This is a genomic window from Blastococcus deserti (genome assembly GCF_042682525.1).
Lineage (GTDB): Bacteria > Actinomycetota > Actinomycetes > Mycobacteriales > Geodermatophilaceae > Blastococcus_B > Blastococcus_B deserti.
On record NZ_JBHUHP010000003.1, the window covers coordinates 50,485 to 70,843 of the forward strand.

Annotated in this window: 22 protein-coding genes and 1 riboswitch; of the genes, 13 read left to right on the plus strand and 9 right to left on the minus strand. The window is 73.9% G+C overall.

The genetic code is table 11. The features are described 5' to 3' along the window. Nucleotides 1-379: 379 nt before the first annotated feature. The 5 genes from ACFSHS_RS04645 to msrA all read right to left on the minus strand — a co-directional run bounded on the left by ACFSHS_RS04645 (nt 380) and on the right by msrA (nt 6,154). A complete protein-coding gene (locus ACFSHS_RS04645; RefSeq protein WP_376872473.1) occupies nt 380-1,927 on the minus strand; it encodes a methyl-accepting chemotaxis protein in 1,548 nt (515 codons plus the stop codon). Between the two features lie 321 nt (nt 1,928-2,248). After that, a complete protein-coding gene (locus ACFSHS_RS04650; RefSeq protein ID WP_376872368.1) occupies nt 2,249-3,349 on the minus strand; it encodes a class I SAM-dependent methyltransferase in 1,101 nt (366 codons plus the stop codon). Nucleotides 3,350-3,391: 42 nt separating this feature from the next. Beyond that, on the minus strand, nt 3,392-4,516 hold the full coding sequence (locus ACFSHS_RS04655) for a class I SAM-dependent methyltransferase (RefSeq protein ID WP_376872371.1): 1,125 nt from the start codon (nt 4,514-4,516) through the stop codon (nt 3,392-3,394). After that, the gene (locus ACFSHS_RS04660) at nt 4,513-5,424 is read right to left on the minus strand and encodes a haloalkane dehalogenase (RefSeq protein WP_376872374.1); all 912 of its coding nucleotides are present in this window, start codon (nt 5,422-5,424) and stop codon (nt 4,513-4,515) included. Before ACFSHS_RS04660 ends, ACFSHS_RS04655 begins: the two co-directional genes overlap by 4 nt. Nucleotides 5,425-5,500: 76 nt before the next feature. Beyond that, nucleotides 5,501-6,154 (minus strand): peptide-methionine (S)-S-oxide reductase MsrA, encoded by a 654-nt coding sequence (gene msrA / locus ACFSHS_RS04665; RefSeq protein ID WP_376872377.1) that lies wholly within the window; start codon nt 6,152-6,154, stop codon nt 5,501-5,503. A 90-nt stretch (nt 6,155-6,244) separates the two neighbouring features. Here msrA and ACFSHS_RS04670 point away from each other — a divergent pair, with 90 nt between their 5' ends. The 5 genes from ACFSHS_RS04670 (at nt 6,245) to ACFSHS_RS04690 (ending at nt 8,982) form a co-directional block, all read left to right on the plus strand. Next, the gene (locus ACFSHS_RS04670) at nt 6,245-7,261 is read left to right on the plus strand and encodes an NADP-dependent oxidoreductase (RefSeq protein ID WP_376872380.1); all 1,017 of its coding nucleotides are present in this window, start codon (nt 6,245-6,247) and stop codon (nt 7,259-7,261) included. Between the two features lie 79 nt (nt 7,262-7,340). Next, a complete protein-coding gene (locus ACFSHS_RS04675) occupies nt 7,341-7,541 on the plus strand; it encodes a hypothetical protein (protein ID WP_376872383.1) in 201 nt (66 codons plus the stop codon). Next, nucleotides 7,538-8,224 carry an alpha/beta fold hydrolase gene (locus tag ACFSHS_RS04680; RefSeq protein WP_376872386.1) on the plus strand — a complete coding sequence of 229 codons (687 nt, stop codon included), beginning with the start codon at nt 7,538-7,540 and terminating at the stop codon, nt 8,222-8,224. The genes ACFSHS_RS04675 and ACFSHS_RS04680 overlap by 4 nt, the downstream gene beginning before the upstream one ends. Before the next feature lie 176 nt (nt 8,225-8,400). Beyond that, nucleotides 8,401-8,661 carry a DUF1622 domain-containing protein gene (locus ACFSHS_RS04685; protein ID WP_376872389.1) on the plus strand — a complete coding sequence of 87 codons (261 nt, stop codon included), beginning with the start codon at nt 8,401-8,403 and terminating at the stop codon, nt 8,659-8,661. 126 nt (nt 8,662-8,787) lie between these two features. Further along, nucleotides 8,788-8,982, plus strand: a complete 195-nt coding sequence (locus tag ACFSHS_RS04690; RefSeq protein ID WP_376872392.1) for a hypothetical protein — start codon at nt 8,788-8,790, stop codon at nt 8,980-8,982. Here ACFSHS_RS04690 and ACFSHS_RS04695 read toward each other — a convergent pair. From ACFSHS_RS04695 to ACFSHS_RS04705, 3 genes are read right to left on the minus strand one after another with little or no spacing between them, the layout of a single operon-like run. Next, nucleotides 8,961-9,113: a hypothetical protein gene (locus tag ACFSHS_RS04695; RefSeq protein ID WP_376872395.1), complete on the minus strand. Its 153-nt coding sequence runs from the start codon at nt 9,111-9,113 to the stop codon at nt 8,961-8,963. The genes ACFSHS_RS04690 and ACFSHS_RS04695 overlap by 22 nt on opposite strands. A 23-nt stretch (nt 9,114-9,136) precedes the next feature. Further along, nucleotides 9,137-9,715, minus strand: a complete 579-nt coding sequence (locus tag ACFSHS_RS04700; protein WP_376872398.1) for a GNAT family N-acetyltransferase — start codon at nt 9,713-9,715, stop codon at nt 9,137-9,139. A 23-nt stretch (nt 9,716-9,738) separates the two neighbouring features. Next, nucleotides 9,739-10,542, minus strand: coding sequence for an SDR family NAD(P)-dependent oxidoreductase (locus ACFSHS_RS04705; RefSeq protein ID WP_376872401.1), 804 nt, complete (start codon nt 10,540-10,542; stop codon nt 9,739-9,741). Between the two features lie 147 nt (nt 10,543-10,689). Between ACFSHS_RS04705 and ACFSHS_RS04710 the strand changes: the two genes are divergently transcribed. The 3 genes from ACFSHS_RS04710 to ACFSHS_RS04720 are packed head-to-tail and all read left to right on the plus strand — an operon-like array spanning nt 10,690 to nt 14,299. Beyond that, nucleotides 10,690-13,143, plus strand: coding sequence for a molybdopterin oxidoreductase family protein (locus ACFSHS_RS04710; protein WP_376872404.1), 2,454 nt, complete (start codon nt 10,690-10,692; stop codon nt 13,141-13,143). Next, complete coding sequence (locus ACFSHS_RS04715; protein ID WP_376872407.1) at nt 13,140-13,622, plus strand: hypothetical protein; 483 nt, start codon at nt 13,140-13,142, stop codon at nt 13,620-13,622. Before ACFSHS_RS04710 ends, ACFSHS_RS04715 begins: the two co-directional genes overlap by 4 nt. Further along, nucleotides 13,622-14,299: an acetate uptake transporter family protein gene (locus ACFSHS_RS04720; protein WP_376872410.1), complete on the plus strand. Its 678-nt coding sequence runs from the start codon at nt 13,622-13,624 to the stop codon at nt 14,297-14,299. Before ACFSHS_RS04715 ends, ACFSHS_RS04720 begins: the two co-directional genes overlap by 1 nt. 3 nt (nt 14,300-14,302) lie before the next feature. On the opposite strand, the gene ACFSHS_RS04725 is transcribed toward ACFSHS_RS04720, so the two are convergent. Continuing rightward, nucleotides 14,303-14,815, minus strand: a complete 513-nt coding sequence (locus ACFSHS_RS04725; RefSeq protein WP_376872413.1) for a VOC family protein — start codon at nt 14,813-14,815, stop codon at nt 14,303-14,305. 310 nt (nt 14,816-15,125) lie between these two features. On the opposite strand from ACFSHS_RS04725, the gene ACFSHS_RS04730 reads away from it, so the two are divergent. The 5 genes from ACFSHS_RS04730 (at nt 15,126) to ACFSHS_RS04750 (ending at nt 20,330) form a co-directional block, all read left to right on the plus strand. Further along, complete coding sequence (locus ACFSHS_RS04730) at nt 15,126-15,833, plus strand: Mut7-C RNAse domain-containing protein (protein ID WP_376872416.1); 708 nt, start codon at nt 15,126-15,128, stop codon at nt 15,831-15,833. Nucleotides 15,834-16,020: 187 nt separating this feature from the next. Beyond that, nucleotides 16,021-17,325 carry an Nramp family divalent metal transporter gene (locus tag ACFSHS_RS04735; RefSeq protein WP_376872419.1) on the plus strand — a complete coding sequence of 435 codons (1,305 nt, stop codon included), beginning with the start codon at nt 16,021-16,023 and terminating at the stop codon, nt 17,323-17,325. A 102-nt stretch (nt 17,326-17,427) separates the two neighbouring features. Beyond that, nucleotides 17,428-17,531: riboswitch (TPP riboswitch) on the plus strand. Next, entirely contained in the window at nt 17,528-18,145 is a 618-nt protein-coding gene (locus ACFSHS_RS04740; protein ID WP_376872422.1) for an ECF transporter S component, read from the plus strand. Its footprint overlaps the riboswitch before it by 4 nt. Before the next feature lie 8 nt (nt 18,146-18,153). After that, nucleotides 18,154-19,566: an ABC transporter ATP-binding protein gene (locus ACFSHS_RS04745; RefSeq protein WP_376872425.1), complete on the plus strand. Its 1,413-nt coding sequence runs from the start codon at nt 18,154-18,156 to the stop codon at nt 19,564-19,566. Then, nucleotides 19,563-20,330: an energy-coupling factor transporter transmembrane component T family protein gene (locus ACFSHS_RS04750; RefSeq protein ID WP_376872428.1), complete on the plus strand. Its 768-nt coding sequence runs from the start codon at nt 19,563-19,565 to the stop codon at nt 20,328-20,330. The genes ACFSHS_RS04745 and ACFSHS_RS04750 overlap by 4 nt, the downstream gene beginning before the upstream one ends. The last annotated feature ends 29 nt before the right edge of the window (nt 20,331-20,359 follow it).

The window sequence follows — 20,359 nt, forward strand, 5'->3', positions numbered from 1 at the left end:
CGGTGCCCGAACCGGGCCGTATACGAGGACCAGAGCTCGTGTGGTCCGTGATGCTGCACGACTCGGGGACGATCCGGGCTGCATGCCCTCGCGGCTCATGACCGACGCGCGGTCTCAGGGCGGAGGGCTTCGGTCGCCAGGTGGTGCAGCGGGTCGCCGAGTACGCCCACGCCCGGCCGCGCGCGACGCAGCTGAAGGTCAGCGCCCACCGGGGCGAGGGCGCACCGGGCCGTTCTCCGAGTCACCGGGTCCCGTCGCCACGGGCGAGGCCATCGACGGCGAGGAGGACGCCCACGCCCTGCCGCTGTGGAGCTCCCGGGAGCGCGGCGGCGGTGGAGGCCCCACCGCCGCCGCCTCCTCGGGCCGCTCCGGTAGCGGGTCAGTACCGGAACTTCGCCACCGCGCTGTGCAGGCTGGCGGCCATCCGGGCGGCGTCGTCGATCGCACCGCGGGCCTCGGACATCGCCCGCGTGGTGGAAGCCGTGGCTCTCGCCACCGACTCGATGTTCTCGGCGATCTGGCCGGCGGACAGCGCCGCCTCGGACACGTTGCGATTCATCTCCGTGGTGGTCGCGGTCTGCTCCTCCACGGCGGCGGCGATGGTGCTCTGCGAGTCGTTGATCAGGCCGATGATGGAGGAGATCTCCGTGATGGCCTGCACCGCCCCGTCGGTGTCGGACTGGATGGCCTCCACCCGGGCGGTGATGTCCTGCGTCGCCTTGGCGGTCTCCTGAGCCAGCTCCTTGACCTCGTTGGCGACGACGGCGAAGCCCTTGCCGGCCTCCCCGGCCCGCGCGGCCTCGATGGTGGCGTTGAGCGCCAGCAGGTTGGTCTGCTCGGCGATGCTGGTGATCACCTTGACGACACTGGCGATCTCCAGCGAGGACTCACCCAGCTTTGCGACCTGCGAGTTGGTGTGGTCTGCGACGGTCACCGCCTGCGCGGCCACCCGGGCCACCTCGGTGGCGTTCTGCGCGATCTCCCGGATCGACGAGCCCATCTGCTCCGACCCCGCCGACACCGTCTGCACGTTCGTCGAGACCTGCCCGGCCGCACTGGCCACCACCTCGCTCTGTGCCGACGACTCCACCGCCAGCCGCGCCAGGTCCTCCGCCGTCGCGGTCAGCTCCTCGGTCGCCGAGGCCAACGTCGTCGTGGTGTGGCCGATGCCGGCCATCACCGAGCGCATGTCCGACATCGAGGCCTCGAGTGCCGCGGCGATGCGACCGACCTCGTCCTTGCTGGTGACCCCGGTGGTCCCCCGCAGGTCGCCGCCGGCCAGAAGGCCTACCACCGACTCGACGGCCCGCAACGGACCGACCACCGAGCGGGTGATCACCCAGCCCAGAGCGGACAGCAGCAGGATCCCCGTGCCGGCCACCAGGACCAGCGCGGTGACCGCCGAGTTCCGCTCCGCAGCGCTCTCCTGGTCCGCCCGCTCGGCCACCGCGGCGATCGCGTCGCCCACAGCGGGCAGTTCCTCTTCCAGGGCTTTGAACGCCTGCAAGAAATCCGGGTAGGCGATGCGGGCCGACGTGGCGTCGCGCCCGGCGGCCGCGACGATCTGCTCGGCCGAGGACAGATAGCCGTCGACGGCGGGCTTGACGCCGTCCACGGCCGCGGCCACGTCGGGACCCAGGCCGGACTCGGTGACGGCAGCAAGGGTGGCGTGCAGGTTCTCGGCGTGCTCGGCCAGGTCCGTGACGGCGGAGTCGTACTGGGACCCCTGCCCCTCCAGCAATGCCTGCAGGACGTCGGCCCGGACGGCGTCGTGCATCATGTCGGCCTCCAGCGCCGCCGCCGTCGCCGTCGTGGACGCCAGCAGGACTCCCTCGGAACCGCCGGTGTCGACGATCTCCCCCACGGCGATGACGCCGAAGACGCCGAGGCTGAGCGCCCCGGCGCCGACCAGCGCGGCGAGCTTCACGCCCAAGGGGCGATCCGACCAGAGTGCAGATGACACGGGAACCTCTGTGGTGAGCGACCGGGTAGGGCGCTGTTCTTTCGGCCTGATCGCACGAGCATCAACTTAAGAGGCTCAAATCGTCCGAAACCGGCCACATCCACCGCTGCCGTCACCCGTTCCGCAGCACGGAAGCCAAGAGCACCAGAACCGCCCCGAACGCTGCGCCGAGGCACAGACCGAGGAGGCGCAGACCGAGCCGGAAACGGCAGAGGAACGAGACCGGGCGGTGCCACCGATCGCGGGGAGTCCACCGGGGACCCCGCACCGACTCGAGGAACGCCGTCACGGAGCCGCTGCGGGGTGCGCCTGAGGGCGGTGGCGCAGGCGGTAGAAGCGGAAGAAGTCGTGTGCCACCGGCAGGACGTCGACGCCGTCGAACCCGGCCGCCCGGGCGTAGGACTCGAGGGTCGACGGTCGCATCACCGTGCCGGTGGCGACCGAGGGCCGGGTGGACAGCGAATCGGCCAGGCAACAGGTGATGCTGTAGCCGTACATCAGCCGCTCGATCTCGTCGCCGGGTGCGGTGAAGGTCTCGGCCACCTTCTCGTCGACCACCAGGACCGTCCCCTCCGGCCGGACCATCCGGCGCATCGCCGAGAGGACGGCGACCGGGTCGGGCATGTCGTGCACGCACTCGAACGCCGTCACCAGGTGGTACCCGCGGTCCTCGGCCAGGTCGCCCACATCGGCCACCTCGAACCGGACGCGGTCGGCGACGCCGGACTCCTCCGCGTTGAGCCGGGCCTGGTCGACCGACGGGACGTCGACGTCGAACCCGTCCACCTGGGCGGTCGGGTACCCCGAGGCCATGCCGATCGAGGACCAGCCCATCCCGCAGCCGACGTCGGCCACCCGCCCACCCGCGCGGAGGGCGGCGTGCACGTCGGGCAGGGAGGGCAGGACCTCGGTGACGAGCGGGCCCACGAAGAAGGGCCGGTTCGCGGCCGCCTGGGCTGCACGCGCGTCGGGTCCCAGCTCCGCCCAGCTCAGCCCTCCGCCGCTGCGGTAGACCTCGGCGAGGCGGGGGACGTTGCGGGTGAGCACCATGGCCATCCGGGCCAGCGGCGTCGTGTACATCGGGTCGACCTCGTCGACGAGGACGGCGCGGTGCTCGGCCGGGAGGGCGTAGCACCGCTCGTCGGCAGCGGCGTCCGCGTCATCCACCGTGAGATAGCCCGCGACGGCCTGCTGCTCCAGCCACTCGCGGGCGTACCGCGCGTCGGTCCCGGTACGTGACGCCAGCTCGGACGGCGTGGCCGGCCGCTCCGAGAGGGCGCGGTACCAGCCCAGCCGGTCCCCCAGGTCGACCGCCGCCGCCTCGAAGGCGCCGATCACGGCCGCCAGGAGCCGATCCGCCAGAGGAGGGGGGATGGTGTCGGTCATGCCCCCTGACCGTGGCCCGGCGGGAAGTGACCGGCAAGGGTTTCAGCGGCGGGTCGACACCGTGACGGTGAACTTCGGGTTGCGCGCGACCACGCGGGTCGGGCCCACCAGCCGCGACAGCGTCGGCTTGTAGCGCAGCGCGCTGTTGTAGACGGTCCACAGCTCCCCGCCGGAGCGCAGCACCCGCCCAGCGGCGACGAACAACCGGTCGGCCGCGGTGGTCGCCACCGCCGCCCCCACGTGGAAGGGCGGGTTGCAGACGACCAGGTCGACGCTCCCGTCCGGGACGGAGTCGGCCGCGTCGTCCCGGACCACCCGGATGCGCTCGCTCAGACCGTTGGCCTCCGCCGTCGCCCTCGCCGAGGCGACCGCCGCCGCCGACTGGTCCACCGCGATGACCTGCAGCCCCGGGCGACCGCGGGCCAGCGCCGTGGCCAGGACGCCGGTGCCGCAGCCCAGGTCGAGGGCGGTCTCCGCCGGTGCCGCCGGCTCCAGCGCCCCGAGCAGGGTCCGGGTCCCGATGTCGATCTTCGTACCGGCGAACGCCGCCCCGTGGGCGCAGACGACCAGGCCGAGGTCGGGGTGCTCCTGGCGCCGGGGGAAGGAGGACGGCGACGGCTCCGGCCCACGGGCGATCAGCAGACGGGACTTCTGCCGCGCCAGCGTGGCCGAGACATCCGTGAACGAGTCCCGGAGCACGTCGTTCATGGCGTGGGTCATGTGCTTGACCCGGGCCCCGACCAGCACCGTGACCTCGGAGTCGGACGACGCCGCCAGCACCTCGGCGATCTCCCGGAGCGCCTCGAGGGCCTTGGGGGCCCGGACCAGCACGACCTTGGCCCCAGCGGCGAGGTCAGGCCCGAGCGGCAGGGACCGGTAGGTACCGGCCAGCCCCGTGCGCTCGGCGTTGCGGGCGAGCGCGCGTTCCCCCACGAGCAGGTCCTGCGCCACGCGTACGTCGCGGGCACCGTGCAGGGCGACCGACCCGAGGGTCAGCGCACCGTAGGCGTCGTCGACGACGGCGACCTCCCCCGGGCCGCAGAGCCGGAGCAGCTCGGCGGCCTCGTCGAGCAGGAGCCGGTCGGTCGCGTCCACGGCGACGAGCTCCGGCGCCTCGACGTCGGGGGCCCGCCGGAGCTGGGACAAGAGGTCTGCGGGAGCGGTCACCGCGGAGTCGCGGCGACCAGGTCGACGACCACCTGGGCGAGCTCCGGGCCGACGTCCTCCTGCAGGAAGTGCCCGCCGCCGGCCAGCGTCACGTGCGGCATGCCCTGCGCGCCGGGCACCAGCCGCTGGAACACCCGGTCGCCCCCACGGGTGATCGGGTCACCGTCGGAGAAGGCGGTCAGGAACGGCTTGTCCCAGTGGGTGAGCACGTCCCAAGCCGCCCGGTTGGCCGCCGCCGCGGGGTCGTCGGGCGACGTGGGCACCAGCGAAGGGAAGGTCCGGGCGCCCGCCTTGTAGCGGTCGTCGGGGAAGGGGGCGTCGTAGGCGGCCACCACTTCCGGGGCCGGCGGGGTGGTGCACCCGTTGGACACCACCCGGCCGATCTCGAACCGCGGGCTCTCCTGGGAGAACCGCTGCCAGGCGAGGAACGCCTCGCTCATGGGCTGGTCGCCGGTCGGCAGACCGGTGTTGGCGACGACGACCCGGGCGAAGCGGTGGGGGTGCTCGGCGACCAGGCGCAGTCCGATGAGCCCACCCCAGTCCTGGCCGACGAGCGTGACGTCGCGGAGGCCGAGCCGGTCCAGCAGTGCCTCCCGCATCCAGGCGACGTGCCGCGCATAGGTGTAGTCCGCACGGTCCACCGGCTTGTCGGACCGTCCGAACCCGACGAGGTCGGGGGCCACCACCCGCAGCCCGGCACCGGTCAGCACCGGGATCATCCGCCGGTAGAGTAAGGACCACGACGGTTCGCCGTGCAGCAGCAGGACCGTCTCCCCGTCCGCCGGACCGTCCTCCACGACGGCGACCCGGAGGCCCCCGTCGACCTCGACGTAGCGGGGCTCGTACGGGAACTCCGGCAGGTCGGCGAACCTCTCGTCCGGCGTGCGCAGGGCCTCCACGTGCGTCATCGACCTCTCAGGGATGGGCCGCCCTCCACGGGGCCGCGCCGAGCGGGCGGGGCGTGCGGCGAAGGCCGGTCCGTGCTCAGACGCCCGGGAGCCCGACGGGGCAGGAAACCCCGGTCGAGTGCACCGGGCAGTAACCGTTCGGCACCTTGTAGAGGTATTGCTGGTGGTAGTCCTCCGCGTAGAAGAACTGGCCCAGCGGCGCGATCTCGGTGGTGATGTCGCCGTATCCGGCCGCCTTCAGCCGCTCCTGGAACCGGTCGCGGCTGGCCAGGGCCGCCGCCTCCTGCTCGGGGCCCTGGAAGTAGATCGCCGAGCGGTACTGCGTGCCGATGTCGTTGCCCTGGCGCATGCCCTGTGTCGGGTCGTGCTCCTCCCAGAAGACCTTCAGCAGCTGCTCGTAGGAGATGACCGCCGGGTCGAACACGACCAGGACCACCTCGGTGTGCCCGGTGCGCGCCGAGCACACCTCCTCGTACGTCGGGTTCGGGGTGTACCCGCCCGCGTAGCCGGCGGCGGTCGAGTAGACGCCCGGGGTCTCCCAGAAGACCTTCTCCACGCCCCAGAAGCAGCCGGCGCCGAAGACGGCGGTCTGCATGCCGTCGGGGAAGGGCGGCTGGATGCGGTTGCCGTTGACGGCGTGGACCTCGGGCACGTGGGGCAGCGGGTCGGGGCGGCCGGGCAGCGCGTCGGCGGCCGAGACCGGCTGCGTCTTGGACCGGGAGAACAGCATGCCCCGAGCCTAGGCCCGCGGCGCAACCCGGCCGCGCACCACCGATCCCCCCGGGGGCGATCGCGACCCGGGCCGTGCAGGATCGGCCCCGTGCCCGTGGCGACGCGCGAATGGCAGCTGGCGGCCCGGCCGCACGGCGAGCCGACCCCCGACGACTTCCGGCTGGTGCAGCGGGAGCACCCCGACCCGGCCGAGGGTCAGGTCGTCATCCGGATGCTGGTCATGTCCGTCGACCCCTACATGCGGGGCCGGATGCGCGCGGGGAGGTCCTATGCCGCGGCCTGGGAGGTCGGGGAGACGATGAAGGGCGGGGCGGTCGGCCGGGTCGTCGCGTCCCGCTCGCCGGACGTCCCCGAGGGCGCGCTGGTGCTCACCGATGCGGGGTGGCGCGACGTCGCCGTCCTGGACGCGGCGCACGTGCGGGTGCTGCCCGAGCTGCCGGGCATCCCGCCGAGCTACCACCTGGGCGTGCTGGGCATGCCCGGTCTCACGGCGTGGGCGGGGCTGTTCCGGGTGGCCGCCTTCCGCGCCGGGGAGGACGTCTTCGTCTCCGGCGCAGCCGGGGCCGTGGGCAGCCTGGTCGGCCAGTTCGCCCGGCTCCGCGGGGCCGGGTCGGTGATCGGCAGCGCCGGCAGCCCGGAGAAGGTCCGCTGGCTCACCGACGAGCTCGGCTTCACGGCCGCGTTCGACTACCACGCCGGCCCGGTGGCACAGCAGCTCACGGCCGCGGCCCCCGGCGGCATCGACGTCTACTTCGACAACGTCGGCGGCGACCACCTGGAGGCCGCCATCGGCGCACTGCGCGTGCACGGCCGGGCCGCGATCTGCGGCTCCATCTCCGGCTACAACACGGTCACCCCTCCCCCGGGCCCGCGCAACATGTCGCTGCTCGTGGCGAGCCGGCTCACCCTCCGCGGGTTCCTCGTGGGCGACCACACCGACCTCCGCCCGGAGTTCCTCGAGACGGTGTCGGGCTGGCTGGGCTCGGGGGAGCTGGTGGTCCGCGAGACGGTGCGGGTGGGGCTGGACGACGCGGTGCCGGCCTTCCTCGACCTGCTGCGCGGCGGCAACACCGGGAAGATGATCGTCCGCCTCGCCGACTCCTGATGCACCGCACGCCGGCGGTCGCCGCACGTGGCGGTCGCCGGGGGATTCCCGGCCGCACGGCCGGGGAAGGGCCCTGCTCATGTGGCTCTTCCTCACCCGCCGGCTGCGCATGTGGCTGATCCTGACCGTCGTCGTCCCGCTGACCACCGGGCTGCTACGCCGCCTCGGCCGCCGGCTGGAACGCCGGACCGGTCCGACCGCGGTGAGCCGGGCCCTCCTCAGGGCCGGCGACCTCGGCGACCGGGCACGCGCGACCCTGCGCGGCGGCAGACGGCGGTGACCGAGCCCCGCCTGGAGGCGCGGCCTGCCCCTGCGGGGACGGTGGCAGTGGCGCTCTTCTGCCACGGCGGGACCGCGGCCAGCGTGGAGCCGCCCCGGGAACGCGCCCTGTCGCTGGTGCGGATGCGCGCCGTCGAGCAGTTCGTGTCGGCCGCCGCGGCCGGCGGGGGGCTGTCCACCTACCTGCTCCGCTACCGGGTGGCCGGCTGGAACGGCCCGGCCGCCGACGCCCATGCCGACGTCCGCTGGAGCCTCGACCGCCTGCGGGCCGAGCACGGGACCGTGCCGATCATCCTCGTGGGCCACTCCATGGGCGGCCGGGCGGTGCTGCGCGCCGGCGGCGAGCCGCAGGTGACCGCGGTCTGCGCGCTGGCACCGTGGACACCGTCCGGTGAGCCGGTCGACCACCTGCGCGGCCGGACGGTGGCGATCCTGCACGGCCGCGGTGACCGGTGGGTGCCCGCGGCGCTGTCGGCCGACTTCGCCCGGCGCGCGCAGCACGCCGGTGCACGGGTCGCCCGGTTCACGGTCGCCGGCGGGCACGGCATGATCCGGCGGGCGCACGTGTGGCACACCTTCGTCCGGGACGTCGTCCTGGCCGGCGCGGGCCTCGCCCCGACACGACCCGACATCGCCGCGGCGCTGCAGCAGGCCGGGGCCGCAGCCCTGGCCGTCGAGCTGTAGGCCTACCCCGGGAGCCGCGGGGTAGGCCCGCGCCGTGGAAGAGCTCCTGGCCGACGTCGTCGGCGTCCTGGTCACGGTGGTCGAGGCCTGCGGGGCCGCGGTCATCATCCTCGGCGCCCTCTGGGCCTTCGCCCGGTTCCTGGGTGGGCCTGCGCCGGCGGTCCACGGAGGCCTTCGTGCCGGTGCGCCTGACCCTCGGCCGGTTCCTCGCGCTGGGTCTGGAGTTCCAGCTGGCGAGCGACGTGCTGCGGACGGCGGTGGCGCCGAGCTTCGAGGAGCTGGGTCAGCTGGCCGCGGTCGCGGCGATCCGCACGGCGCTGAACTACTTCCTCTCCAAGGAGATCGCGGAGGAACGGCGCCAGGTGTCCGAGGAGCAGGCGCGCCGCGGCGAGGCCGTCGATCCCGCCGCCGCGGAGCACCGCGGCCGCACCGTATGACCGACTTCCTCGCCCGACTTCCTCGCCCGGCTGCCGGGCACGCTCGCGCTGCTCGTCAGCGCGGGCGCGCTGCTGGCCGGCGGGCTGACCCTGGCCGCGACCCGGCGACCCGCGCTCGCCCTCGCGGTGTTCCTGGACCTGCTCCTGGCGGCCGGGCTGCTCCGGCTGGCGGGTCATCCGGGCTGGCGCACCATCCTCACCGCCGCCGCCGTCGTGGCCCTGAGACGGCTCATCTCCACGGGCCTGCGTGCCGGGGGCCGGGCCTGGACCGCTGGACGCCCACCCGCCCCTCGCACCGGTCAGGAGAACAGCGCGCTGTAACCGTTGAGCGCCGGCTGCCCGCCGAGGTGCGCACAGAGGACGGTGGACGACCGGTCGATCTCCCCTCGGCCGACCAGCTCGATGGTCGGCGCCATCGACTTCCCGCTGTCCAGGCCCCTCAGCGGCCCCACCTCACCGCAGCATCACCGCAGCATCAAGGACCGATGCCGGTCCGCGGCGGCGGGTCGTCCGCCAGACGGGCCCACAGCAGCTCGTCGCGCTTGACGCCGTCGCCGTACCGGTAGGAGCGGCGACGGCGCCCCTCGAAGGTGAACCCGGCCTTCTCCGCCACCCGGCCCGAGGCCGTGTTCTCGACCGCGTGGCACAGCTCGATCCGGTCGATCGGCAGGGCGGCGAAGCCCCAGCGGCAGACGGCATCGGCCGCGATCGCGGCCACTCCCCGCCCACGCGCGACCGGCGCCGTCCAGTAGCCGATCTCGGCATTGTTCTGGACACGGTCGATCGAGTGGAGGGAGACCGACGCGAGGACGACGTCGTCCCCGTCCACGACCGCCCAGGAGGCGTGGTCGCCGGTGGTCCAGTCGAGCCTGCGGCCGAGCAGCACGAGGGCGTCCTCCCGCGACTGAACCCCGCCGCCGTTCCAGAGCCGGATGTCGTCGTCCTGGAAGGCGGACCAGACGGCGTCGATGTCCTCCGGACGCCACGGGCGCAGCCGGAACGGGCCGGCGTCCAGCTCGACCGGCTCGATCGGTTCCAGACCGAGGGACGTCATGGGCGCGGTGCCGCAGCCTCTGGTCAGCCCTGCGCTGACCCCGGCTCGGTCATGGGCCGCTTCGCCCTCGTGGCGACCGAGTCCGGGGTGACCGAGGACAGCCGGCCCATGGCCTTGCTGGCCAGCGAGCCGGCGAAGACGGAGGCCTCGCCCTTTATGAGCCCCTGGAAGCCCTGTCGGGCGACCTGCGCCGGGTCGTCCTTCGTGTCGGAGGCGCCCAGCTTGGTGTCGGTGAGGTCGGCACGGTCGAAGAACTCGGTCTCCGTCGGCCCCGGCAGGAGCGAGGTGACCGTGACACCGGTGTCCTTCAGCTCCTCGCGCAGCGCCAGGGCGAACGACTGGACGAACGCCTTGGAGGCGCCGTAGACCGCCTGGAAGGGTTCGGGCGCCTGCGAGGCCACGGAGGAGGTGAACAGGATCCGGCCCTCACCTCGGGCCACCATGTCCTGGACGACGGACTTGGCGAGGTGCACGGTGGACCGGCAGTTCAGGTCGACGATGGCGAGCTCGGCGTCCAGGTCGTTGTCCGTGAACCGTCCGCCCGCGCCCACGCCGGCGTTGAGCGCCGCGGCGTCGAGCGGCCGTCCCGCGCCACGCACCGCGGCGGCGAGGCGCTCGACGTCGTCGAGCCTGGTCAGGTCGACGCTCACCGGGGCGACGGCCGCTCCCATGCCGCGGAGCTCCTCGACGGCGTCGTCGAGCTCGACGTCCTCGGCGGCGACGACCAGGTCGAAGCCGTTCTCGGCGAACTGCTTGGCCAGCTCGCGCCCGATGCCGCTGGAGGCACCGGTGACGAGGGCGAGCGGTCGGACGGCGGACTGGGACACGGGGCCTCCTGGCTGATCGGTCGGTCGCCCCGTCCATGCCCCGGAACCACGTGGGTGACGCACGTCCTCGCGTCGCTCGACCTGCGCCGGCCCCCGAGGGCCGACAGACTCGCCGTCACGTCAAGGACCGACAGTCTCGAGGTTGTCATGGGCCGCGTCGACCGCATCGCCGAACCATGGGGAACCCGCACGCCGTACGGACCGGGCGAGACCTGGCCGACGCGGGTGGACTCACACCTGGCCGATGGGCTGACCGATGAGGACGTCGACCGCTGGGTGCAGTCCGCCTCGATCCTCCACTCCAACGGCGACGCCCTCGACATCGCCGTCAAGGACGGCCGGATCGTCGGCGTCCGCGGCCGCGCCGTGGACCGGGTCAACCGGGGCCGGCTCGACCCCAAGGACCTCTACGGCTGGCAGGCCAACAACTCGCGCGAGCGGCTGACCCGGCCGCTCGTGCGCCGCGGCGGGAAGCTCGTCGAGACCGACTGGGACACCGCCATGGACCTGGTCGTCAGCCGGACCCGGGAGCTGCTGGAGGAGCAGGGCCCCAGCGCGATCGGCTTCTACAACACCGGCCAGCTCTTCCTCGAGGACTACTACACGCTGGGACTGATCGCCCACGGCGGCATCCGCACCATCCACGTCGACGGCAACACCCGGCTGTGCACGGCCACCGCCGCCGCCGCGCTCAAGGAGTCCTTCGCCAGCGACGGTCAGCCCGGCTCCTACGCCGACATCGACCACGCGGACGTCATCGCCCTGTTCGGGCACAACATGGCCGAGACCCAGGTGGTCACCTGGAGCCGCATCCTCGACCGGCTCGCCGGCCCCAACCCGCCGGAGGTCGTCTGCGTCGACCCGCGCATGACGCCCGTCGCACGGGCCGCCACGGTGCACCTCGCCCCCAAGCCGGGCACCAACGTGGCCCTCATGAACGGGCTCCTGCACGAGATCATCGGCAACGGCTGGATCGACCAGGACTACCTCGACGCCCACGTCGTCGGCTTCGAGGAGCTGCGGGAGCGGGTCGCCGAGTACCCGCCCGAGATCGTGGCCGGCATCTGCGACGTCCCGGCGGAGCGGATCCGTGAGGCGGCCCGGGTGATCGGCCAGGCCGAGCGGCTGCTGTCCACCGTGCTGCAGGGCTTCTACCAGTCGCACCAGGCCACCGCCGCCGCCGTCCAGGTCAACAACGTGCACCTGGTGCGCGGCATGCTGGGCAGGCCGGGCTGCGGGATCCTGCAGATGAACGGCCAGCCCACCGCCGAGAACACCCGCGAGGCGGGAGCCGACGGCGATCTCCCGGCCTTCCGCAACTGGTCCAACGACGCCCACGTCGCGGACCTCGCGCGGATCTGGAACGTCGACCCGATGAGCATTCCGCACTACGCGCCGCCGACGCACATCATGCAGCAGCTGCGCTACCTCGAAGAGGGCTCGATCCGGATGTTCTGGGTCATCTGCACCAACCCCGCGGTGTCCCTGCCCGAGCTCCGGCGCATCCGCTCGATCCTGTCGCAGGAGCGGCTCTTCCTCGTCGTGCAGGACATCTTCCTCACCGAGACCGCCGAGCTCGCCGACGTCGTCCTGCCCGCCGCCACCTGGGGCGAGAAGACCGGGACCTTCACCAACGCCGACCGGACCGTGCACCTGTCGGAGAAGGCGGTCGACCCGCCGGGCGAGGCCCGTCCGGACATGGACATCCTCATCGACTTCGCCCACCGGCTGGGCCTGGAGGACAAGGACGGCGCGCCACTGGTGAAGTGGTCGGACCCCGAGGGGGCGTTCGAGGCCTGGAAGGAGTGCAGCCGCGGCCGGCCATGCGACTACACCGGGATCACCTACGACAAGCTGCGCGGCGGCAGCGGCATCCAATGGCCCTGCACCGAGGACAGCCCCGACGGCACCGAGCGGCTCTACGCGGACGGCCGGTTCTACAGCGATCCCGAGTACTGCGAGAGCTACGGCCGCGACATCCTCACGGGGGCACCGTTCGAGGAGAGCGACTACAAGGCGATGAATCCCGACGGCAAGGCGATCATCCGCGCGGCGGAGTTCGTCCCGCCGCACGAGATGCCCTCCCGCGACCGCCCCTTCATCCTGATCACCGGTCGCACGCTGTACCACTTCCACACCCGGACCAAGACCGGCCGGGCGCCGCAGCTGCAGGCCGCCGCCCCCGAGGTGTGGGTGGAGATGTCGCCCGGGGACGCGGGGCGGCTGGGTGTCGGCGAGGGTGACCTGCTCGAGGTGTCGACCGCCCGCGGGTCGGTGCGGGCACGGCTGCGGATCAGCGAGATCCGCGACGGCGTGCTCTTCCTCCCCTTCCACTACGGCTACTGGGACGACCCCGGAGCGGTCGAGAACGGGCGCGCGGCGAACGAGCTCACCCTCACGGATTGGGACCCGGCGTCCAAGCAGCCGATCTTCAAGACCGCAGCAGCGGCGGTGCGGAAGGTTCGGCTGTCGCGCAGGGGCCGGTCACCGGCGCCCACCACCACCGGCTCGGCCCCGGCCACGCCGGGGCCGGCCCCGACGAGGGGCGGACGGACGGCCGAGGTGCAGGAGACGCTGCCGGCCGACGGAGGCGCGCGATGAGGATCGGTCTGGCGCTCGAGGAACTGCACCGCTCCGAGAACCACCTGGCCCACCAGCTGCTCGCCGTCGCGGAGCGGCACAAGGCCGACCACGAGGTCTTCCACGTCGGGAAGGACCTCGCCACCTGGTCCCAGGACCACGTGCGCCGGCTCGCCCCCTTCGGCGAGCGGTACGGCGTCGAGCTGGACCCCGAACCAGCCGGTGAGTCCACGCTCCTGGGAAAGCTCAGCGAGGCGGTCAGCGACCTGCTCGGCCGCCGCTCGGCGCCGTCGCTCCTCCTGCTGCGCGACCTCCGCAGCATCTTCATCCACGCCCAGGGCGTGTCCGTGGACTGGGAGATGGTGGCCCAGGTCGCCCAGGGCCTGCAGGACGCGGAGCTGCTGGGGCTGGCGCAGCGGTGCCACCCGCAGAACCTGCGCCAGGCTCGGTGGGCCAACAGCCGGATCAAGGAATCAGCGACCCAGATCCTGGTCAGCTGATGAGCTCCTCAGGGCACACCGGCGAACCGGCGACCCGCATCGTCCTCCGGCCGGTCGCCACCCCGTTGCCCCTGGGCTTCCTGGCGCTGGCCCTGGCCACCACCGTGTTCTCCGCGCTGCAGCTCGGCTGGATCCCGCCCGAGCAGGGCCGGGTCGCGGCCATCACGGCGATGGCGGCCACCGTGCCTCTGCAGCTCCTGGCCTCGGTGATGGGCTTCCTCGCCCGCGACCCGGTCGCCGCGACCGGCATGGGCATCCTCGCCGGCACGTGGGCCGTCGTCGGGCTGACGACCTACACCTCACCGCCGGGCTCCACCAGCGCGGGACTCGGCGTCCTGCTGGTCGTCTCGGGGATCGCCATGTTCGTGCCGGCGATCTCCGGGCTGGCCAAGCTGGTGGCCGCCGCGGTCATGGGGACGGCGGGGCTGCGCTTCGTCGTCACGGGGCTCTACCAGTTCGAGGCCTCTCCGACGTGGCAGAGCGTCGCCGGCTGGGTCGGGCTGGCGCTCGCCGTCCTCGGCCTCTACGCGGCCCTGGCCCTGGAGCTGGAGGGATCGCACCGCCGCACCGTGCTGCCGGCCGGTCGGCGCGGACCAGCGGCGAGCGCCGTGCGGGGCGAGGGACCGATGGCGCCGGCGGAGCTGGCGAGCGAACCGGGAGTCCGTCCGCAGCTGTGAGCGTCAGGCGGGGACGGAGACCCCGACCCCGCCGCGGGTGTGGGCGCCGTAGCGCTCGATCTCCCGCTCCAGGTCCAGCGGGGCGGTCATGGCCGCGCCCTCGGTGACCTCGGGAGTGATCAGGTCGGCGGGCAGCAGCCAGGAGACCTCGAACTCGATGCCGTCCGGGTCCTGGGCGTACAGCGCCTTCGTCGTGGCGTGGTCGGACGCCCCGACCAGCGCACCGGCCTGCAGCAGCGCGTCGCGGATGCGGGCGAGCTCGGCGAGCGTGTCGACCTCCCACGCCAGGTGGTAGAGACCCACCGTGCGGCGGCCCGCCTCCGAGGGGCCGGCCCCGGCGCCGATCTGGAACAACCCGAGGTCGTGGTCGTTGGTCGAGCCCTCGGCCTGCAGGAAGACCGCGGCGCCCGGGATCTCCATCTTCACGCGGAAGCCGAGGACGTCCCGGTAGAACGCGTGGCTGCGGGCGACGTCGCGGACGTACAGGACGGCGTGGTTGAGGCGCTGGACGGGCATGACGGGCTCCTGGCTGTCGGTGTCTCGCTCACCCTGCACCAACTTGCTTGAGAGTTCAAGTATTCCCGCCGAGCGGGTAGTGGGCCGCGATGGACCACTCCCGCGTCCCCGCCGGGCATGCCGGTGCCGGCGCCCGGCGAGCGGATCAGTCAGGAGGCCCTCGACCGCCTCACCACCGGCGTGGCCGCGGGATGCTGATCCCCGACGCGGCGGACTCCTCGATGAAGACGCTGCGGGTCGTGGCGGAGTGAGGGCGGGCGCGGAGTGAGGGCGGGCGCGGAGTGAGGGCGGGGGCGGGGTGAGGGGCGGGGTGATCGAGGGCGTCGACGTCGTCGTCCCGGTCCCACTGCGCTTCCTCCTCCCGCCGCGGGACCGCCACCGCGGCATGCGGCGCATGCGCTTCGACCCCGACGCCACGGTGGGCCACCTGGTGCAGGCGGCCGGCGTGCCGCTGACCGAGGTGGGCGAGCTGCGGCTCAACGGGACACCCGCGACGCACGCGACCCGGGCAGTGGCCGGCGGCCGCATCGAGGTGGCCGAGGCAGCCCGCCCCGAGGTCCTGCCCGCGGGCGGCTTCCTGCTCGACGTCGGACTCGGGACCCTGGCCCGCCGCCTGCGCCTGCTCGGGCTCGACGCCGCCTGGTCCAACGAGGCCGACGACTCCGATCTCGTGGCGCGGGCGCTCGCCGAGGAGCGGGTGCTGCTCACCCAGGACCGGCGCCTGCTGATGCGCCGGGCCCTCGCGCGGGGAGCGCTGGTCCGGGGCAGCCGGCCCGACGGGCAGCTGGCCGACGTCCTCGACCGGTTCGCGCCCCCGGTAGCGCCCCTCACCCGCTGCACCGCCTGCGGTGGCGCCCTGGAGACGGTGCCGAAGCAGGAGGTCGCCCACCGGCTGGAGGCCGGGACCCGCCGGACCTACGAGGACTTCGTCCGGTGCCGGGCGTGCGCGCGGGTGTACTGGCACGGCGCGCACGCCCGCCGGATCGACGCGATGATCCGGAGCGCCACAGGCCGGTGACCGCGAGGGTGTGCACCGGTGCGCAGATCCGGGGCCTGGACCTGCGCACCGGCGCCCAGTGATCAGCCCTCGCGCGAGCGGTCGCGGACGTTGGCCCCCGGGGGCCACGGGTCGGCCCCGGTGTGTCACCCGGTCCGGGCAGGACAGGAGCGCCATCCCACCCGCTCCTCCCCACCGCGAGGCCGCCGTGTACCTGTCGAAGACCGAGGCCGCCGTCCTGCCGACCACGCTGGTCACAGCCCGCACCGCTCCGCTGCGGGCGCCCGGCCCGTCCGAGCCGCGCCGGCGTATCTGGCCGCTGCTGGGACCGGCCTTCGTGGCCGCCGTCGCCTACGTGGACCCGGGCAACTTCGCCACCAACTTCTCCGGGGGCGCCGCCTTCGGCTACACGCTGCTCTGGGTGATCGTCGCGGCCAACCTCATGGCGATGCTGATCCAGTCGCTCACCGCCAAGCTGGGGCTGGCCACCGGGCGGGACCTGGCCACCCTCTGCCGCGAACGGCTGCCCCGCCCTGTGACGTGGGGGCTGTGGGTGCAGGCCGAGGCGGTGGCGATCGCCACCGACCTGGCGGAGATCGTCGGCGGCGCCGTCGCGCTGAACCTGCTCTTCGGGGTGCCCCTGCCGATCGGCGGCGCCATCACCGCCGTCGTCGCGTTCGTCCTGCTGGGCGCACAGTCGCGCGGGCACCGGCCGTTCGAGCGGGTGATCACCGGCCTCCTGCTCGTCGTCGGCCTCGGGTTCGGGTACACCCTGATCGGCTCCGGCGTGGACCCGGGCGGGCTCGCCGGCGGGATGGTCCCCTCCTTCGACGGCGCCGACAGCGTCGTCCTGGCCACCGGCATCCTCGGCGCCACGGTCATGCCGCACGTCATCTACGTGCACTCCGCGCTCACCCCCGGCCGGTACGGCGACGTCGTCACCGCCGGGCGCACCGCGCAGGGACGACGTCGGCTGCTGCGGGCCCAGCGGCTCGACGTGCTCCTCGCGATGGGACTGGCCGGGCTGGTGAACGCCGCCATGCTGATCATCGCCGCGCAGCTGTTCACCGGCGGCCACCAGGCCGAGTCCCTCGAGGCCGTGCACGCCGGTCTGGGCGACCAGCTGGGCACCGGCGCGGCGATCGCCTTCGCCGTGGCCCTGCTCGCCTCGGGCTTCGCGTCCTCGTCGGTGGGGACGCACGCCGGTCAGGTGGTCATGGCCGGCTTCCTGCGCCGGCACATCCCCGTCGTGACGCGTCGGCTGATCACCCTGGCGCCGGCGCTGGCCGTCCTGGTCCTCGGCGGCGACCCGACGACGGCGCTGGTGTGGTCGCAGGTGGTGCTCTCGTTCGGGATCCCGTTCGCGCTCGTGCCGCTGCTGTGGCTGACCAGCCGCCGCGACCTGATGGCCGGCTGGGTCAACCGTTGGATCACCACCGTCGCGGGCAGCGTGGTGGCAGTGCTGATCATCGCGCTCAACGCCCACCTGCTGCTCGGACTCGCGCTGCGGTGAGCGCCGGCTCCCCGACGATCACGGCGCGACGACCACTGCTGGGCGGTCGCGGCTGGTCGCGGCGCCATGATCGCGGGAGGTCTAGAGTGGGCGGCACAACCGAACACACAGCAGGGGAGCGCTTCGGCGCTGAGAGTGCGGGATCCCGCAGACCCTCGAACCTGATCCGGGTCATGCCGGCGCAGGGAGTCTGGAGGAAATCATGGCCGAGCAGGCCGTCCGTCCGTCGTCCGCTGCTCCCGTCGGGGAGCGGAGCAACCGCTGGCGCACCGTCGACATCGTCGTCACCGCTGTCCTCGGCGCCGCCTTCGGCGTGGTCTTCTGGGCCTGGGGCCTGTTGTGGGCCGGCACTGGGGCGGCCTTCGCCGGCTTCCCGCCGGCCCAGGCCTTCATGTACGGCGTGTGGCTCATCCCCGCCGTCCTGGCACCGCTGGTGGTGCGCAAGCCAGGGGCGGGCCTGTTCGCCGAGCTCGTCGCCGCGATCGTCTCGGCCCTGCTGGGCTCGGCCTGGGGGACGACGACGATCGTCTACGGCCTGCTGCAGGGCCTGGCCGGCGACGCGGGGTTCGCGGCCTTCGGGTACCGCCGCTTCGGCTGGCCGCAGGCCCTGCTCTCCGCGGCACTCGCCGGCGCGACCGCGGCCGTGCTGGACCTCGTCTACTACTACCCCGACTGGACCGTGGGGTGGAAGGCCGTGTATCTCGCGCTGGTGGTCGCCAGCACCGCCGTCGTCGCCGGGCTGGGCAGCCTGGCCCTCACCCGGGCGCTGGCGGCCAGCGGTGCGCTGTCGTCCTTCGCGTCCGGCCGCACCCGGGTCTGAGGGCGGGCATGGACCCCGCGGGGGTCCGGCTCGCCGGCTGGGGGTTCCGCCACGCCACCCGGCGGGCCTGGGCGGTGCGGGACGTCGACCTCGAGATCGGCGCCGGTGAGCGGGTCCTGCTCACCGGGTCGTCGGGATCGGGCAAGTCCACGCTCCTGCGGGCGCTGGGCGGGCTGCTGACACCGGAGAGCGGCGACGCCACCGGAGAGCTGAGCGTCGACGGCGCGCCCCCCGGCCGCCGCAGGGACCGGGTGGGCATGGTCTTCCAGGAGCCGGACTCCCAGCTGGTGATGACCCGCAGCGGGGACGACGTCGCGTTCGGGCTGGAGAACGCCGGCACGCCTCCGGAGCGGATCTGGCCGGCGGTCGACGCCGCGCTCGACGCGGTGGGCTTCGACCTCGGCCGCGACCGGCCCACCGCGGCCCTGTCGGGGGGCCAGAAGCAGCGGCTGGTGCTGGCCGGGGCCCTCGCTCCCCGCCCGGGGCTGCTCCTGCTCGACGAGCCGACGGCCCAGCTCGATCCCGAGGGCGCGGACCTGGTGCGGACGGCGGTCGTGCGGGCCGTCGCCGACCGCTCCACGACGCTGGTGGTGGTCGACCACGACGTCGAGTCCTGGCTCCCCCTCGTCGACCGGGTGGTGGAACTGCTGCCGTCTGGCGGGCTGGTCGAGCACGGGCCGGGCTGGGCACCGGCTCCCCTGCGGTTCCCCGCCCGCCGGCCCCTGCCCGTCGGCCCGCTCCTCCTGGCGGCCGAGGAGGCCGGCTACACCCACCGGGGCTCTCCCACGCCCGCCCTGCTCCCCACCGACGTCGGCCTGCACGCGGGCCGCACCCTGGCCGTGACCGGGCCCAACGGCACCGGCAAGTCCACGCTGGCCCTCCTGCTGGCCGGCCTGCGCGCGCCGACGACAGGACGTGTGGTCGCCACCCCGGCGCTCTGCGCGGGCCTCCGGCGGCCGGCGCACCCGCCGTCCCGGTGGCGGGCCGCCGAACTGGTGACGCGGATCGGCACGGTCTTCCAGCAGCCCGAGCACCAGTTCCTCACCGCCCGGGTGCGCGATGAGCTGTCGCTCGGCCCGCTGAGGTCGGGTGCCGGCGACACCGCGGCCGCCCGGCTGGCCGACGAGCTGCTGGAGCGGCTCGGCCTCGGCGACCTGGCCGAGGCCCATCCCTTCACCCTGTCGGGCGGGCAGCAGCGACGGCTCTCCGTGGCGACCGCGCTGGCCACCCGCCCCCGGGTCCTGGTGCTCGACGAGCCCACCTTCGGCCAGGACCGGGACACCTGGGCCGAGCTCGTGGCGATCCTCGCCGAGCAGCAGGACGGCGAGCGGTCCCTCTGCGTCGTCACCCACGACGCCGCGGTGGTGACGGCTCTGGCCGACGAGGTCCTGCACCTGGGTCTGCCGGTGGCGGTCCCATGAGCCTGCCGCTCGCCCTGGGCCCGGCCCGGCCGGTGCCGCTGTCGGTGATCAACCCGGTCGCCCAGCTGACGGCGATCGCGATCCTCACCGCGGTGCTCCTGGTCAGCGGCGACCTGGTGACGCCGGGCGTCGTGCTCGCCGCCGAGCTGGCGCTCCTGCCGGCCGCGGGGCTGACCTCGCCCGCGGAGGTGCTCCGCCGCACCTGGCCGCTGCTCGCGAGCGCCGCTGGCGTCGCCTGGGTCAACGTCGCCTTCGGCTCCCTGACGGGCACCGACGCCTGGCTCAGCGGCCTCACGTGGGGTCTGCGAGTGATCGCGCTCGCCCTTCCGGGCATCCTGCTGGTCGCCGCCACCGATCCGGTCCGGCTCGCCGACGCCCTCACCGTGCACTGGCGGGTGCCGACCCGGTTCGCCTACGGGGCGCTTGCCGCGCTGCGGCTGGTCCCGCTGCTGGCCACCGAGTGGGAGACCATCCGGCTCGCCCGCCGCGCCCGGGGCGTGGACGCCGGGGGGAACCCGGTCGCGCAGCTGCGGCTGTTCGCCGGTACCGCTTTCGCGCTGCTGGTCGGCGCCGTCCGGCGCGGCACCCGCCTGGCGACGGCGATGGACGCCCGCGGCTTCGACTCCGGCATCCCCCGCACCAACGCCCGCGGATCGTCGTTGCACCCGCGCGACACCTGGTTCGTCGTCGGGACCGCCGCCGTGTGCGCAGCGGCCGTGACCCTGAGCGTGCTGACCGGCGCCTGGAACCCCGTCCTCGGCTGATCGCCCGCGGCCGGCGCTACGGTGCGCCG

Bases quoted from the DNA above. Each gene is read 5' to 3' on its own strand.
- ACFSHS_RS04745 (WP_376872425.1), top strand. From the start codon at position 18,154: ATGGACCCCGCGGGGGTCCGGCTCGCCGGCTGGGGGTTCCGCCACGCC.
- ACFSHS_RS04715 (WP_376872407.1), top strand. From the start codon at position 13,140: ATGAGGATCGGTCTGGCGCTCGAGGAACTGCACCGCTCCGAGAACCAC.
- ACFSHS_RS04710 (WP_376872404.1), top strand. From the start codon at position 10,690: ATGGGCCGCGTCGACCGCATCGCCGAACCATGGGGAACCCGCACGCCG.
- ACFSHS_RS04720 (WP_376872410.1), top strand. From the start codon at position 13,622: ATGAGCTCCTCAGGGCACACCGGCGAACCGGCGACCCGCATCGTCCTC.
- ACFSHS_RS04675 (WP_376872383.1), top strand. From the start codon at position 7,341: ATGTGGCTCTTCCTCACCCGCCGGCTGCGCATGTGGCTGATCCTGACC.
- ACFSHS_RS04725 (WP_376872413.1), bottom strand. From the start codon at position 14,815: ATGCCCGTCCAGCGCCTCAACCACGCCGTCCTGTACGTCCGCGACGTC.
- ACFSHS_RS04750 (WP_376872428.1), top strand. From the start codon at position 19,563: ATGAGCCTGCCGCTCGCCCTGGGCCCGGCCCGGCCGGTGCCGCTGTCG.
- ACFSHS_RS04650 (WP_376872368.1), bottom strand. From the start codon at position 3,349: ATGACCGACACCATCCCCCCTCCTCTGGCGGATCGGCTCCTGGCGGCC.
- ACFSHS_RS04700 (WP_376872398.1), bottom strand. From the start codon at position 9,715: ATGACGTCCCTCGGTCTGGAACCGATCGAGCCGGTCGAGCTGGACGCC.
- msrA (WP_376872377.1), bottom strand. From the start codon at position 6,154: ATGCTGTTCTCCCGGTCCAAGACGCAGCCGGTCTCGGCCGCCGACGCG.
- ACFSHS_RS04660 (WP_376872374.1), bottom strand. From the start codon at position 5,424: ATGACGCACGTGGAGGCCCTGCGCACGCCGGACGAGAGGTTCGCCGAC.
- ACFSHS_RS04740 (WP_376872422.1), top strand. From the start codon at position 17,528: ATGGCCGAGCAGGCCGTCCGTCCGTCGTCCGCTGCTCCCGTCGGGGAG.